Origin of the sequence: Allomesorhizobium camelthorni, from assembly GCF_011045125.1 — a bacterium.
GTDB classification, from domain to species: domain Bacteria; phylum Pseudomonadota; class Alphaproteobacteria; order Rhizobiales; family Rhizobiaceae; genus Allomesorhizobium; species Allomesorhizobium camelthorni.
In genome coordinates this window covers 1-15,318 of the sequence record NZ_JAAKZF010000102.1, presented here as the reverse complement: position 1 = coordinate 15,318, position 15,318 = coordinate 1, and the positions used below count along the sequence as shown (strand labels likewise).

Here is a 15,318-nt window from a genome sequence, read left to right as displayed (position 1 = left end):
TGGCTAAGAACACCTAATGCAAAACCGTATTTCGCTTACGGTTTTGTCAGTAAATGTAGGGTTGGGCGACCAGGAGGTTTTGCTAACCCGGCTGTCTCTCCAGCTCTCCGTCAGATCAGACCAACCAATGTCCGTGAGCGCTGCCAGGAGTTGTTCTGGACATCCGGCTCCCAGAGCGCCGTATTCATCAGCCGGGCGAAAGTCTTCCCTAGGCCCTCCGGCTGCCGGTGTTGTTTTCGCACTTTATCGCAGTTTTCGCGCAGGGATGCGGGAGGGTTATGCTGGGATGTGCGCCAGAAACAGCCAGGGGAGGCCTCTGGCACTCGCCGTGCGCTTCGCTGGTGTGCGAGTGCGTCAGAGACGCACGGCGCGCGCTGCTGAGCTTCTATGTCGATAGGCAGCGGCGCCTGCTGTTCATACCGCTGTAGGCTTCTAAAGCTTCGGCATCAGGCGGCCCTTATACGCAGAGTGGGCGTTGAAGACCTCTCTGAGGATGGTCCACCGGCTTCCGCTCGGACTACGTGGATCGGGCACGATCAGTGTAGCGCTCATGCCACCGCCGACTTGCGCGCCTGCTAAGCAGATTTCCGTAAGAGCCTTCAAAAGCGACGTTGCCGCTCTCGTCACCGGCACCGGCGGCCTGGCGCACAACGAGCGGTTTTGACCCTTGCTGGTCGTTCGAAGAACCGGCTTGAACGTCTCGAATCGACCGGAAACACGTCGTTGGGCATTTCCTGATACGCTTAGGCCCCGAGCGAGGTTAGACGATCGACCCGGCATGGCGGCCGTGGTGGGCCGCTTCGCCTGCATCTCCTAGACCGGCAGGATGGCAGACCTGAGCTTATGTGGCGCCGCTTTTCTAAGTCCGGTTCCATGACTACGGCGCCACGCCAGGACAGAAGCTCGAGGCGGTGTTGGTGCCCTCGTTCGACTCCTCGATCGGCGGCTCGCCGGCATTCACGGTGATGTCGAAGTTGCATCCCGAACCGCCGGCGGAATAGCACTCGTTCGGGATGGCGAAATCAAGCGACGTCTCGCCGCCGTTGACGTCGAGCGGGCCGGTGTCCTGGGTCACCGTCGCAACCGGCCCGGAGACTGGATTTATGAACTGCACCAAGGTAATGGAGGGCGCGGCAGCGCCGCTGCCCTGATTGCGCACGATCACCCGGATGTCGTCGGCCGGCACAAAGCCGTCATCCGGCAGCATGCAGAAATTCTGTGGCAGGTGGGAAGGATTGTTCGGCGGCGGTGGCAGGAAAGGCGCAACCGGCACCAGGTCGGGAAGGTCCGGCTCATCCTCATCGGCGGGCGGCTCGCGCTCCATCACCCGCTCGGCGATCTGTTCGACGTCGACGCTGCTGTGGCCCCCGGCGATCGTGAAGCAGCAGGTTGGACAATTCGGCTTGCGCTCGCGGCAGCACGGCTCACGATCTTTGTCGCCACAGGGGTCTCGTCCGTCATGCCCGCAGCAATCCTTGCCGTGGTCGCCTCGGGTCCGCTCGCAGCAAACTTCCTGGTCCAGCGCCCGGGTTGAATAAACGGCCGTCACGTCGAGGCTGTGGCTGCTGGTGATCGTGACAAAGCCCTTGATGTAGGGCTTCGGGAAGCCGTTCGGAAATAGCCGCTCACGGATATCCACGCAATCGACTTCCAGCGCTTGATCCTCCTTCAGCTTGTCATCGGCGATCCGGATAACCTTTCCCGGGCGCTGCCTGGATGGCGGGAACGTCAGCGAGAGGGATTTGCGGAACTTCACGGTCTCGGCGTTCGGATTGTGGATGTTGATGGCTGTGGCATAAAAGCCGCGGGCAAGCTGCGTGTTCTCCGGGTCGTCCTGGACGCCGCAGATCAGCTTGGCGGCATATTTGTAGACGACTATCTTCTTCTCCGGCGGAGTCACTTTGAAGAAGAACGGATCGATCGACGGGTCCACCTTTTCCTTGTTGTTGTCGAGTAGCGTCTGCGTGCTGAAATCGGCGTTGCGCTGATAGACGACGCCATTAGGAAAATTGGCCATGTTCGGCGTGTTGTTGGCCGAGAATATGCCGTAGAAGTCCGCCCCTACCGTCATCAGATGCAGGTAGTCGCCGATATAGGGGATGAACTGCGGCTGCGGCGCATCCGCCGGGACATCGGCCAGAACTAGGTCCTTCACGGTCGTGAACGAGTCCTCGGTCAATTCGATATGGGTGACCCAGCGCGCATTACGGGGCGAATCCCCTTCGCTGACGCATTGCTGGTAGAGGAAGCCGACGAAGCCGTGCTTGTTGATCGCAAGCGCCGGGTTGGTCGCGTTGGTCACGGTCCGCAAATCGTCCGACCATGTAGCGCCGCGGTCGTCTGAACGGCGTATATGCAGGGTATAGTCGTTGTCGCCCAGCCGATCGGCCCACGCGACATAGACGATGTCGCTGTTGTTGGGATCGGTCGCGATGCTGATGTTTGAGCCGACGAATCGTTCCTGACAGAAATTGGCTTGCGAGAAGTTGGCCCAAGGAACGGAACGGTTTTGCACCACGCGTTGGCCCACCAAGCCGTCGCCGGTATCCGTCAAGTGGGTGAAGGGCGTGGGCCCAGCTCCCCCGTTATCATCGCGCACCACCACCAGATCGGTGGTCGCAACAGCGCCGTTGAACGCGCGCCAGCCGTAGAAGGCGGCATAGATCGTGCCGTCGGGATGAGTGGCGGGTCGGATCGGCGGCCCGTCCTGGCCCGACGTCGCCCGCGCCTCGATCCGCACCGAGGTGAAGACCGGCGCCGGCACCCCAGCATCGAGCGACTCGTCCACCGTCGCAGTCCGACCGCCGGGAGCATTGAAATCATTGTCGCCGACGAAAACCTGATCCATGCCGCCTACGGTGGTGGCCTGGACATATGGCTGATCGACGCTGTTGCGGTCCTCGAGCACCGTCATCACCGAGGCACCAGTGAAGTTGTTGGTGCGCAGGATGTTCAGCCTGAGGAAGCCCGGGCGGCGCAGGATGCCGGCATAGAGATTGTCGCTCTCTCCGGCAAAGCGCACTGTGATGTCGCTGGTCATACCGCTGGCGTCGCTCGGCACGATGCAGTTCATCGCCCAGGTCGCGCCTTCGTCGGTCGAAACGAAGATCGGCGCCAGCTCCCGGCGGCAGACGCCGGTGCCGCGGGTGAAGGCCGAGCCGGCGATGTTTTTCGGATCGCGCGGATTGACCGCCAGGTTCGGCTCGCTGTCCTGGTTGGTCTCGCCGCTGACGGTTGCGGGGATCATGTTGACGACTTTGATCTGCGGATCGGCCGCCTGCGCTGGGCCTGCAAATGCACCCAGGAAAAAGGCCAGGAATGTGAGGATAAACGAATGCCTCATGACCGCTCCTCCTGGACGGATCCACGGACCGGGCCGCGTGGATCGACTTTCTGCCGCGCGAATTCGATTGCGATCCGGCGCGATACCTCCCTTGCGCCCGAAGGCGGGAGCCGGTCGTGCAAAGCGCTCGCCAGCCCGCTTATCGCTGGTCGCCTATGAGCCGCCTGATCCGATCGGCCTGCTCGACGGGCTGCACATCCAGCGGGTCAAGTGCCGTATAGCCATCGACGTCGCGGTTGAAGGTCAGCAGCCAAACCGCCTCCTGCTGCGCACTCGGCCGGGGTGCATCGACCCAGGCGACATCAAGCGTGCCCGGGAAGAGCAGCGTCACTGGCCGGTCGCGCAGATCACCCGACAGAACCGTGCTGATCTCCAGGGTTGCGCGCTGCCATTGCGGGTCATGCTCGGTGACCGGAACCTGGGGCGGCGGCACCGTGGTGTCGATGGCGGTGATCCGGCCGATAGCGACTGCATCGACCGCAGAGAGGCGCTTACTCAGCCGCTCGTCTTCCAGTCGCAGGTCGCTGCCCTGAATCTGGCGGCGCAAGTCATCGGCGGCTTCGATTGAAAGCCGTCCGATCTCGCGCAGCGCTATCTCCTTGCCCACGAGCGAGGTCTGCGTAAAAAAGATGAAGCGCTGGTTCAACGCCGGCGGCTTGCCGTCCTCGCTGATCAGCGTGACCGTCCGCCCGTCGAGGGGCGCCAGTGCGGCCGGAGTGGTCAGAGCAGAGTCGATCCGCGTCAGCACCGTTGCTTCGCTGGCCGGCACGCCCGGCACCGACGAGGCGTTGGTCCCCGTCACCGTGCCCAGATAGATGATGTTGGCAAGCCCCAGCAGGCGATCGAGATTTTGTGCGCCAAGTTCGGAGAGACTTGATTGGGCCATGGTCGTGGCCGGGAAACCCGCAGGCAAAAGCGACAGGGAAAACCACAGCAGACACCTCCCTGCAGAAGCGCGGAGGTGGCGACGTGATTCTATGGGTTTAAGCACAAGAAATCTCCGCCCGAAAAGACAGAGTACTCCAAGCAAATCGAGAACTGACAATATCACAAGAACTGGCAATATTACAAGAACTAACAATATCAATTCGAGATCGGCAGAACTGAGACGGAAGCAGGACTGATGGCATTAGGGCAATGCCAAATGACAGCAACGGGTCCCGAGATCCGACCTTCGCGCTTCGTCTGCGTAGGTCGGGAATTGGCGCTACCTTCCTGTTCGAGAACCGGAAAAATTGACCGATGCTGCCGCACCGGCAATCACCGCTACTATTTCGCTGCAAGGCCAGCCGCAGCAAGGGCTTCCGGAGCAGGCGTGACGTGCGCATGCGGTTTGCAGTAGTTTGGAATGATAGCCCGATAGCCGAGCAGGTGGCCGATCGGGGCTAAGATACTGAGCGCGACCCGCTGGAAAGCCGGCGGAGGCTTCGTGAAGACGATTACGTCGGCGAACTCCCTCGCAATCACTGCTGCCTGAAGCGGAAAGGGTCTTCCCTTCTTGTCGACCAAACCATCGTTGGCTAGGCCGAACAACATGCCAATCAGGAGTTCGAAGCGATCTGGATTGAATTGCTCCGCGCCCTTTGCCCGTTCGACTTCGACCAGCACGTGGGCTTCGTCAGTGGTGCTGCTGTTCCACCAGTCATGCACGACCCCTGCCTCTACGGCCGCGGATTGCCCGGGTCCGAGCGACAAGGTCTGGCCGGCGATGCGAGCGTTGAGCCGGCCGCTGAGAACGGTGAACTTCTCGCGCAAGTGCGGATGAAAGTGTTCGCCGACGACCGCCGCTCCCGGCCGAGCCAGGAGATGGGCAATGCCGGGGCCTTGGCCGCGATCTTCGGTGCCTCGCAGGATCACTGCGTATTCGCCGGTCACCTTGTTTTCGTAAACGTCTCCGCAGCGCGACATTGAGATCAGCTCGTGGTGTGAGAATGCCGTTGCGGGCGTGACTGCGATGCAAGCTACAGAATAACATGGACGGGGGTTTGCCGACTATTCCGGTCTCAAACAAAGACAGGGACCGGCTTGGGCCGGCTCCGCCGAAGCGCGAGGAGCGCCACGAAGGTCGCCTCATGGCGCATCTAAGACTAGTTCCCTACTCCCCGCCCGAAGGCCAAACCCGTAGTCCAAGCTCGGCGCGTCTCCCCCATCAGGCAAGGTGGCTTGGATTTGGGGTCGTCGGGCAACAACCGACATCACCCTCGACGTGCGCGGGGTTTTTCTAGGACTTCGGCTCCCAATAGGTAATTGCTCCAGGATCAGATCACGTTGGTTCCTGGACGGCTTAATTCCTTACCATGGGTCGGTATTCCCCAGTTCCCACCTGCCCTGATTCCTTGTTCCTTCTGGCAAAAGTTAATCGGTCGAACTCTGCGTCGGCGTTATGTCATCACCCGCGGTCGATCGCGCTATTGCCCGTCCCAATTGGTTCCTTGCAGCCACGACTGCATACGGTTCGGCTCGCCGGCCCGTCTTTGCATCGACGCTGCCGTGCGCCTATGTTTCGCGGAGGGCAATCCGGCGTGGTCTGAATGGCGTTCATCTTCTATGATACCGAGACGACAGGCGCGGATCGGTGCTTCGATCAAATTCTGCAGTTCGCAGCGGTGCTGACGGATGACGAACTCCACGTCGTCGACGAGTTCGAAATACGCTGTCGGCCGCTCCCGCATATCGTTCCTTCACCAAAAGCGATGCTCGTCACTGGAGTTAGCGTCGAGCAGCTGTTCGACTCGAGCACGGCTTCACATTTCGAGATGTGCAGGCGTATCCAAGAAGTGCTGGGGAACTGGTCGCCCGCGACGTTCGTCGGCTACAACTCGCTCAGCTTCGACGAGGAATTGCTCAGGCGGGCTTTTTATTCATCGCTGCTGCCGATCTATCTGACAAACACTGGTGGCAATTCGCGGCTCGACGTCTTGACCCTGGCGGCAGCGGTGCATGCCTTTGCACCAGAGGCGATGAACTGGCCGATCAACGAGAAGGGCAAAGTGAGCTTCAAGCTCGACCGCCTGGCGCCAGCGAACGGCTTTGATCACGCGAATGCGCACGACGCCCTGGCGGATGTTCATGCCACGATCCATCTTGCGCGTCTGATAAGGGATCGGGCGCCGGCCGTCTGGCATGCTGCCATGTCCTACAGAACGAAGGCAGCTGCAACCGAATACGTTGAGACACAGCCGGTATTCGTGGCAACGCGTCTCAGATATGGCCTCCATTCTTCCAGCCTGGTGACGGCCCTGGGCCTCAATCCTGACAATTCGGGCGAGCTCTTTGCCCTGGACCTGCAGCATGACCCGGCACTCCTTATCTCGATGAACGAAGAGCAGCTTGCCGAGTATGTCATCACCAAACCCCGACCGGTCTCATCAGTGAGACTGAATGCCTGCCCGGTGTTCATGCCCATGGAAATCGCGGGTTCATCGGCCGCAGGGTATGAGCTTGGAATGAACGAACTCCTCCGGCGTGGAGCCGTCGTGCGGCATGACCCTGGCTTGCGACAACGGTTGATCGCCGCAGTCCGGCCCGCCCGCCTGCCGTTCCCGGAAAGCCAGCATGTCGAGGAGCAGATATATGGCGGGTTCTACTCTGGATCGGACCAGGCGTTGATCGAGACGTTCCATCGTGTCGACTGGCCGCGGCGCCTTGAACTGGCGAGCGCCTTCACAGATCTTCGCTTGAGGACGCTCGCGCGCCGCCTAATCTATTTCGAGGCACCCGAGGTCATGCCGGCCGATATGAGGGCCGGATATGCGCGCGCGATCGCCGCCCGCGTGCACACGAGAATGGAAACGACTGGACGCTGGACAACCTTGGACGACGCCGTAGAGGGAGCCCACAGGCTGCTCGAGGAAGCAACAACCGCAGAGCAAAGGCTCCTGATTCAAGGCCATCACGAGCGTTTAACCGCTTGGCGTGACGAAGCCGGTGTTCATCTGATGTAGCCTGCCGTGCCGCTATTGCGCTGAACTGCCTGGCTCCTTGGTGAGATACAGGTGGTGAGCGGTTAGTCAGGCATGCCGTCGCACCTTACGCTGAACTACGATACGTCATCGGGGTTCACGACGGGCCGAAGCCGCAGAAAAAGCTTAGGTCTGTTCATCTGCCGTCGGATCTCGTTCAGCTTCCTTAATGGCGGCCAGGCTGTAAAAATATCTTTGCCATCTGACAAGACATAGACCCTTTCGTAAAGCCGCGTGATCCGCACCGAATAAATGGCCCGTTTGCCCGATCGTTTCTCGATCAGTTGGGCATGGCCGCTCTTGATGTCGCGGAGCATCTCCGAAAACTCGCCAGGGGCGAGAACGATGCCGTATCTCGCCAGCAGCTGCCGATGAAAATGCCAGTGCTTCTCGGGAATTGCTCGACCCGCCCAGCGAGGGTCGAATACGATAGTTTTGTCCATAGTAGACTCGGTAATGGGTTGCGACGCTCCACTCGTCGAGCAGACGTGTCGTTGCAGGGTCGAACAAGGAAGGTGACCGTGACGCGGAAGCAGCCGCTTCCTTGCCTCACGAGGCTCGCCGGTCCGGCGAGGCTTCACTCGCGGAATATCGCGCGGAGCTTTCGCACTCGGTGCAAGGCGGGTGGCGGATCGCTATCGCGCGAAGCTTCGCGGATTACCTCAATCCAGAACTCTTCGTTCCTGGTAAGCGCAATCGCTGATCCCGCACGGATCTTCGTTGACGAGACGCTGATGCTTCTGGCGCCGCAGGTTTCACAATTTTTCATTCGTGGATCTCTCATCTGCCGAAAATCGCGCGAATGGCTTTCTGAGCTTTTGCGGTGATGCTTGGATCGGTGTTGTTCGACGCCTCGCGAATAGTCGCGAGCCAAGCCGATTCGTTGTCGGTAATGATCGCGCCGAAGATCTGGTCTATCGCCAGTGACGTGGTGTCCTCGGCTAATTGTTCAACAGCCATTCGGAAAAGCATGGCTGCGTCGCAATCGAGTGCTTTCGCAAGGCCCGGAACACGGTCGAGCGGGAGCTTCGCTGAACCGTTCTTGATCATCGCCAGCATATTTGGAGTTCGGAATCCGGCTTCGGTGGCAATCGCGGTTTGCGTCTTTGTCGACCGAAGATCGGATATTCTCCTTTCAAGATATTTTACAAGACGCGTGTCGCCGTATGGCCTTTGTATATTCATCTTCATTTTATCGCCTTCTGAATTTCGCAACATTATTGCTGCTCAACTCATTTATAGCGATCACACGTAGGCTTGCGTTTCGGGAATGATGGGTCGTTTGCAGGGGGCGGCCTTCTCCGACCTTTTGGACCAGCCAAGGCTGCGGCGAGGGGCTAGTGCACCGAGCAACGAGTGTGCCTCAGAACTCGAACTGGAGTGGGTCGTCAGCGACTACATGCGCAGCCTGTCGGTAGTTGCGTTGAATGTTCCTGATGAACCTGGGCCGGATTCCCTGCGAGGTTTCATCGAGCGCAATGCGATCGCATTGTTGACGAACTACTCCGGCGATCCAGGCGATCCTCCATCAGACAAGGTGCAGCTCTGAGGTGCAACCCTAGATATTCTGCAGATGACCTGACACAGTGTGCGCCCGATGTTCTTAGGCGCCACAGCGGCAATCCGGACCGCCCCCTAAGGACCTGCCTGATGCGAAGGATCGCAGCAATGATGACGAGACTCGCAATGGCCGTAATCTTCACGCTCGCCTCTTTCGATGCCTCTGCGATCGTCCGCTACATGGTGCAGGGCATGACCTGTGGAGAGGTCCAGGAAGCTCTCGATCGTGACGGCATTGCCATCCTTTATCGGCAGGGACAATCGGGCGTCGTGCTTTACGACCGCTTCGTGAAGGATGAATCATATTGCCGAGCGCTCTCCACGACGGCGAGCGAGAGAATAGCGGTAGCCGATACGAACGAGTGTCCAGTGCGAAAATGCATCGAATTGCGCCGGTTTGGTGGATGAACCGGCAAGGCGGCCTAGCGCCTGCCCAGGGCGCTCCCATCGGCTACAGCGCGCCGAGTTCGTCGCCTGTGATTTATCCATGAGGTCGCCCCGTTCTGGACGAAGTCGCCCGACCATCATGATTTCAATGTGGAAGTCCGGTCCCGATCGGAGCCCCAGCCTCGTTGGCGGAGGCGATCACCGGCTGCATCGAATCCCTGGCCAGAATGCCGGCCACGCGTGCATACGCGGCGAACGCCGCTCGCGCGTCCGCCGTTGTCTCCAGGTCAATCGTCGCATCGAAGCAGGAGTTCAAGGCCTTCTGGTAGAGTGGGCTTTCCAGCCCCTCGGTCCTGTTCTGCAGGAACGCAAGGGCGTCCTCGACACCGTAGATCTCAGTCACCGGTCGGCCAAATTGGGGCACGAGCCGCACAGGCATATAGAACTGAAGCTTGTTCATGATGGCCTCTGGCGTCGCTACGAAGCTCCTCAACAGGCGCAGCCCAAGAAGTTGCGGGCTGCGCCGAACTTTGGGGTGAAGGTAATGAGGCACTATGCGGCAGCGCCGCCGCCGGCGCCAGCTTCTTGTGGGATCTTCCAGGGCTGCGGGGGCACATCCTCGAGTAGGCGCGACATCATCGCGAAACTTTCGAAGGCCCGGCGGCCGTGTTCGATCGCGAGCAGACCGCTCGCCGCGCGGTAGCAAGCCTTCAGCGCGGTATCGTGCACGGTGCCGTTCACCGGCTCCCGCAAGGTCTCGAGGAAATCGATCGCGTCCTCCAGGCAGGCGATCTCACGGATCATGCGAGGGCCGTCGGCAACATAAAGGGGGGTGGCAAAGCGTTTGTCGGCCATTCCTTTCTCCATCTGCGCAAATGGGGTGAGCGTCGGCGCCTGGCGGCAGCGCTGTCGCGAAATATGATCTCCGGTTTTTCCCGTTCAAGAGGTCACATTGGGTCGCGGACGGCCGGCTTTCCGACATCAGACTGTCGACGGCAACTTCAAGCGAGTTCACAGCGAGCGGCCAGGCGGTTGGTCGCTTCGGTCGTGGCTGCCGTTTGCCGGGTCAGTTCGAAAAGCGAAGAGCCGAGGGTCTATAAGCGTGCCTGGAGACCGGCGTTCTCTTTTGCGTAGACGTCGGCGTCTTGACAATCGCCAAGCGGGTTCTCTTTATGTTCTCAGCGAGGCGACCTGTCGATTCAGGCCGTGGCTCATCCTTTTCGAAACGTCGCGAGGGAACGGTCGGGATGGAACCAACAGCCACCATCCTCCACGCGGACCTGGATGCCTTCTATGCCTCGGTCGAGCAACTGCTCGATCCGTCCTTGTGCGGCAAGCCAATAGCTGTCGGCGGCGGGGTTGTCCTTGCCGCCTCCTACGAGGCTAGGGCCTTTGGAGTTCGCGGTGGTATGCCGGGACGGCGGGCGCGAGAGCTTTGTCCGCAGCTCATCTTTGTCGGCGGTCATTTTAAGGACTATCAACGGCTGGGCGATGCCGCCATCAACGTGATCAAAGACTTCACGCCGCTTGTCGAGCGGATTTCCATCGACGAGGCCTTTGCCGACGTCGCCGGCTGCACCCATCTCTTCGGACCGCCGGCCGATATCGCAATGGCGATCCGGCGCCGCGTGCGAGCAGAGCTTGGCCTCCCGATCTCGGTCGGCGTGGCGCGCACCAAGCACCTGGCGAAAATTGCCTCGCAAGTGGCCAAGCCGGACGGATTGGTAGTTGTCGATCCCGCAACGGAACTCGAGTTCCTTCACGACCTGCCGGTCGAGCTGATGTGGGGAGTAGGCCCCGTCACCAAGTCGCGGCTGGCCGAGATGGGCGTGCTTACTATTGGTCAGATGGCGAAGACGCCGGGATGGTCGCTCGAACGGTTGCTCGGTCCAGCTGCGGGAGCGAAGCTCGCTGCACTGGCCTGGAATCGCGATCCACGAGAGATCAAGACGCATCGTCGGGCCCAGTCGGCTGGAGCCCAGTCAGCACTCGGCAAAAAGCCCGCCGAAGAGTGGGTTTTCCGGCCGACGCTTCGTCATCTTGCGGACAGAGTCGCCAGCCGGCTCAGGGCAAAATCCCGGCCTGGTCGGACGGTCACGGTCCGTGTTCGCTTCGCTGACCTCCGCTCGGTCACCCGCTCGCTAACACTCGACGCGCCGATTTCGGCAACCGGGATGCTTGCTGAAATCGCGGAGGAACTCGTGCGCACGCTCCTCGCCGATCACCCTGACGAGAAGACCATCTCGCTCCTGGCAATCTCCGTATCGCATCTCGAGACGCACACGGGACTGCAGCTGGACCTTCCGCTTGGGCTTGAAGATGAAAAGCGCCGTCCCAGCGCCAAAAAGGGCATGGCGCGTTGGGTGGCCGACCGCGCTGTCGACACGATCCGCGCGCGTTTCGGATGGCAGGCGGTCGGATACGGGTCGGTCGCGTTGGAAATTTCCCGTTCCGTCCCCGACGAGTTTCGCGAACTCGCGGAAAAGGACTTGTGACCGGTCTCGTGCCGCAGGGCGGCGTAGCGTCACTCGCCAGTCGGGAACGCTGCACGTCTACGGACCGCAGCTTGCGGCTACGACCACGTCGCATTGTCAAGTTGAGACAACGCTTCGGCGACGCCTAGACGGACGCATCGAGCAGGGCAACGTCGGAGCGCACGATACCGAGACAGTAGGTTAGAAAGCTCGGAAAGCGAATGGAACTGCTGCACCCGCGGAACATGTGCCGGGGAGCGCGCAGACCCTGCTCTCGTCATTGCCGGGGCCAGATCAGGAGACCACATGCTTGTTCAACAGGGTGGCCCACCCCATTGGGGCGCAAGCTGGCCTGCGTGGTCGCGTCGGGGTCACGAACGACCGAGCTCCAATAAACAGGCGGCGACAGCTTCCTGCTCATCGTGCGACAATGCCGGGAAGCACCGGTCCCAAAACTCCGCTGCCTCCTGAGAATCCCGATTCCAGGCGAAGATGCGAACATTCTCGCCCCAGGCAATCGCCACACGCAGACCTCCAAGGGCCCGATACCGGGCTACAAAGTCAAACACATCGAAGCCAGCTTCCCTCGACGTCGCATAATTTCGGGGAAGGCTACTTGGGCGGTCCGCTGAGATCGAGGCTGAGGGATCCGCACTTTTTCCTCTAGCCTTGAGCAAAACCGCCCTCATGCGGATCATCTCAATCGGAATTGGCTCGTTTGCCCGTTTGATGCAGTAGATTTCGTTCTCAAGGTCTTTCAGCGCTCGCCAAAGAGAATAGGCGTCGAGAGAGCGACATCGGGCGATCGCTCGCGACATCCCATTATCATCAATTGCCATATTCGCGCGCCTCTCAGCACGCTGGCCGCGACACAAACCAGCACTCAGCAGCATCTTGTTATAAGATGGCATAAAGAATCGAGTTGGTCGAAACCTTTATAGTCTAAGATGATCATCAATTAAGCTGAAGGCCCATGGCGTTGGAATGACCATCAGGATTGGGCATCTACAGATGACACGATCGCTCGTTCCTGCAGGCGCGCCCAAACGCCGCCTTTTGGCCGAAGCGTTATAGAAGGGAAGGGGGTCACTTCGCGGTAGCGCTGCAATTCCATTGAGAACTGTTGTGCCATGGTAACGAGTATCACTGTCGCCTCGATCATTGCAAAACGCTGGCCGATGCAGATGCGAGGACCACCGCCGAACGGCATATATGCATATCGTGGCAGCTTGCGGGCGAGACCGCTCATCCACCGATCTGGCACAAAGGTCTCTGGATCTTCGAAGTAGCGAGGGTCGCGGTGTAGCACCCAAGGGCTCATGAACACCGTCGTGCCGGGCTTGAACCTGTGGGCTCCGAGTTCGAACTCATCGAGCGACTCGCGCCCGATCGCCCAAGCCGGCGGATAAAGCCTCATTGCTTCAAGAATGACACTCTCGGTGAACTTCAGGTTCGGCAGATCATCAACCGTCACCAGCCGATTACCTACGGTCTCGGCGAGCTCGGCCGCGACGCGTCTGTCAATCTCGGGGTGCTGACCAAGCAAATACCATGTCCAGGAGAGCGTAAGCGCCGTAGTCTCATGGCCGGCAAGAAGGAGGGTTACAGCCTCGTCGCGCAACTGCCGATCGGACATCGCTTGGCCGTTCTCGTCGCGAGCCGCCATAAGCCGGGAGAGAAAGTCGTTCCGGTTTGCGAAGCCATTGGCTCGGCGCTCCGCAATGATGCGCTTGACCACCCGTTCGACTGTGCGGATGCCGCGTCGGTAACGAACATGCCCAGGCAGAGGCACCCAGTCGGGAATGACTGTAGGTCGCTTGAACCGCGCAGCCATTTCGGCAGTTATGTCGTCGACCGCATGGTCCATGTCGACGATGTCCTGTTCGACCTCAGAATCGAAAAGAGTCTTCGCCGCAACTCTAAGCGTCAGGGCCATCATCTCGGAGTGGATGTCGCGGACATCGTCACTCTTCCACCCGTCGAGCATTCCCCGAGTGAGATTGACCATGTCGCTGCCATATCCAAGCAGTTGCTGGCCCGCAAACGCGGGCGCAGCGAGGCGGCGCTGCTTTTGCCAAAACTCGCCCTCGCTGGTCAGAATGCCTTGGCCGAAGACAGCCGGGACGTGCCGCCAGATGATCCTGTTCTTGACGAAGTTCTTGTGATTTTTGACCAGCACCTGTTCGATATCATCCGAACCGCTCAGCAGAATGGAGCGCCAGCCGGCCAGATTGAACTCAACGAGATCTCCGTATTCACGCGCGCATCTCGTGAAGAAGCCGAGTTGATCGCGGGCGAAGTCAAGCAAGCTCCCAAGGACAGGAAGTCCTTTCGGGCCAGGGGGCCGCGAGTTGAATGATCCCCTGTTTGTCCGGGCAGTCGATACTACCGCATGCGACTCGACCATGTCAGTCACCCTCGGAACGGGATTGGAAATTTGCTGTCAGGATGGACCTCTCATATTGAGAGTCAATGATCCCGATGGGCGAAGCTGGCCCCGCTTTAGGCGGATGTCCGATAACGGTTTCGTTGGCCTGCATGGCGTCGAATCTTCTCCGCGCGACTGTTGTAGCCGCGTAGGAGATCGTGCGCCTTTGCGGGGAGGGCGAATGGGGCCCGTTTGTCGCGCATTGAGCAAGCGAGTAGCGTTTCGATCATGACTACATCGTCAGGCGGTGGCATCCTCAAACCGCTGCGGAGCATCCGTCAGTTTGTATAAGGGTTCTTGATGCCGATATTCGCGGTCAAACATACAACGGTCTATCGCTACGCCCGACAGGTAAGCTTTGGCGAGCACCGGCTGATGTTCAGGCCGAGGGACAGCTATGATCAGCGATTGCTCGATTCCACCTTGCTCATTGATCCGGAACCCGACGAGGTGCGCTGGATCCACGACGTATTTGGCAATTGCGTCACGGTCGTCAGATTCTCTCGACCCGCGAAAGAACTGAATTTCGACGCACGCATTCGTCTGGACCATACTTCCGAGGACACTCCCGACTTTCGCATCGACCCCGCGGCTCTTTTTTATCCTTTTGCTTACGATCCTGACGAGTTGGCCGACCTGGCCCGCACAATTGAACGCCACTATCCCGATGAACACGACGAAGTCGGAAAATGGGCGCGGCAGTTCATCAGTGCTGGCCGACGCACCCAGACCGGCAAGCTGCTGATGACGCTTTGCTACGCGATCCACGAGAGTTTTGTGTATTCACGTCGCATCGAGGCGGGAACCCAGCCACCTCTGATAACACTTCATCAGCGGCGGGGCACGTGTCGCGACTTCGCGCTGTTCATGATGGAAGCGGTGCGCTCACTCGGGTTAGCCGCGCGGTTCGTCACTGGCTATATTTATGTCCCGAGCCGCGACAGCACCGCAACGCTGGGCGGCGGATCGACGCATGCATGGTGTCAGGTCTATCTCCCTGGCGCCGGTTGGGTGGAGTTCGATCCCACAAACGGGATCGTCGGCAACCGCGATCTGATCAGGGTGGCCGTGGCTCGTGAGCCACATCAGGCAATTCCTCTCTACGGAAGCTACTGCGGCCGAGACTCCGACGCTGTTGGCATGACGGTGCAAGTTAATGTGAAA

Annotated in this window: 14 protein-coding genes; 5 read left to right on the top strand and 9 right to left on the bottom strand. The window is 59.9% G+C overall.

Going from position 1 to position 15,318, the window contains the following annotated elements; translation table 11 throughout:
• Nucleotides 1-877: 877 nt before the first annotated feature.
• The 3 genes from G6N73_RS31355 to G6N73_RS31345 all read right to left on the bottom strand — a co-directional run bounded on the left by G6N73_RS31355 (nt 878) and on the right by G6N73_RS31345 (nt 5,251).
• Nucleotides 878-3,343, bottom strand: coding sequence for a hypothetical protein (locus tag G6N73_RS31355; RefSeq protein WP_165033840.1), 2,466 nt, complete (start codon nt 3,341-3,343; stop codon nt 878-880).
• Between the two features lie 139 nt (nt 3,344-3,482).
• Nucleotides 3,483-4,334, bottom strand: coding sequence for a hypothetical protein (locus G6N73_RS31350; protein WP_165033839.1), 852 nt, complete (start codon nt 4,332-4,334; stop codon nt 3,483-3,485).
• Between the two features lie 278 nt (nt 4,335-4,612).
• A complete protein-coding gene (locus G6N73_RS31345) occupies nt 4,613-5,251 on the bottom strand; it encodes a cupin domain-containing protein (RefSeq protein ID WP_165033838.1) in 639 nt (212 codons plus the stop codon).
• A gap of 623 nt (nt 5,252-5,874) precedes the next feature.
• Here G6N73_RS31345 and sbcB point away from each other — a divergent pair.
• Nucleotides 5,875-7,287: an exodeoxyribonuclease I gene (gene sbcB / locus G6N73_RS31340; RefSeq protein ID WP_165033837.1), complete on the top strand. Its 1,413-nt coding sequence runs from the start codon at nt 5,875-5,877 to the stop codon at nt 7,285-7,287.
• A 95-nt stretch (nt 7,288-7,382) separates the two neighbouring features.
• Here sbcB and G6N73_RS31335 read toward each other — a convergent pair whose 3' ends face one another.
• Nucleotides 7,383-7,748, bottom strand: coding sequence for a hypothetical protein (locus G6N73_RS31335; protein WP_165033836.1), 366 nt, complete (start codon nt 7,746-7,748; stop codon nt 7,383-7,385).
• 337 nt (nt 7,749-8,085) lie between these two features.
• Nucleotides 8,086-8,496, bottom strand: a complete 411-nt coding sequence (locus G6N73_RS31330; RefSeq protein WP_165033835.1) for an XRE family transcriptional regulator — start codon at nt 8,494-8,496, stop codon at nt 8,086-8,088.
• Nucleotides 8,497-8,578: 82 nt separating this feature from the next.
• Between G6N73_RS31330 and G6N73_RS31325 the strand changes: the two genes are divergently transcribed.
• Entirely contained in the window at nt 8,579-8,854 is a 276-nt protein-coding gene (locus G6N73_RS31325; RefSeq protein WP_165033834.1) for a GIY-YIG domain-containing protein, read from the top strand.
• A 119-nt stretch (nt 8,855-8,973) separates the two neighbouring features.
• Nucleotides 8,974-9,273 (top strand): hypothetical protein, encoded by a 300-nt coding sequence (locus G6N73_RS31320; protein ID WP_165033833.1) that lies wholly within the window; start codon nt 8,974-8,976, stop codon nt 9,271-9,273.
• A 124-nt stretch (nt 9,274-9,397) separates the two neighbouring features.
• On the opposite strand, the gene G6N73_RS31315 is transcribed toward G6N73_RS31320, so the two are convergent.
• Both G6N73_RS31315 and G6N73_RS31310 read right to left on the bottom strand, forming a co-directional pair.
• Complete coding sequence (locus G6N73_RS31315; RefSeq protein WP_165033832.1) at nt 9,398-9,712, bottom strand: DUF982 domain-containing protein; 315 nt, start codon at nt 9,710-9,712, stop codon at nt 9,398-9,400.
• 92 nt (nt 9,713-9,804) lie between these two features.
• Nucleotides 9,805-10,107, bottom strand: a complete 303-nt coding sequence (locus tag G6N73_RS31310; protein WP_165033831.1) for a DUF982 domain-containing protein — start codon at nt 10,105-10,107, stop codon at nt 9,805-9,807.
• A gap of 392 nt (nt 10,108-10,499) precedes the next feature.
• Between G6N73_RS31310 and dinB the strand changes: the two genes are divergently transcribed.
• Nucleotides 10,500-11,747, top strand: a complete 1,248-nt coding sequence (gene dinB, locus G6N73_RS31305; protein ID WP_165033830.1) for a DNA polymerase IV — start codon at nt 10,500-10,502, stop codon at nt 11,745-11,747.
• A gap of 350 nt (nt 11,748-12,097) precedes the next feature.
• Here the strand turns inward: dinB and G6N73_RS31300 are convergent, their stop codons facing one another.
• Both G6N73_RS31300 and G6N73_RS31295 read right to left on the bottom strand, forming a co-directional pair.
• Nucleotides 12,098-12,565 (bottom strand): hypothetical protein, encoded by a 468-nt coding sequence (locus G6N73_RS31300; protein WP_165033829.1) that lies wholly within the window; start codon nt 12,563-12,565, stop codon nt 12,098-12,100.
• Between the two features lie 152 nt (nt 12,566-12,717).
• Nucleotides 12,718-14,133, bottom strand: a complete 1,416-nt coding sequence (locus G6N73_RS31295; protein WP_165033828.1) for a cytochrome P450 — start codon at nt 14,131-14,133, stop codon at nt 12,718-12,720.
• A gap of 321 nt (nt 14,134-14,454) precedes the next feature.
• Between G6N73_RS31295 and G6N73_RS31290 the strand changes: the two genes are divergently transcribed.
• On the top strand, nt 14,455-15,318 hold an 864-nt coding region (locus G6N73_RS31290; RefSeq protein ID WP_165033827.1), incomplete at its 3' end, for a transglutaminase family protein.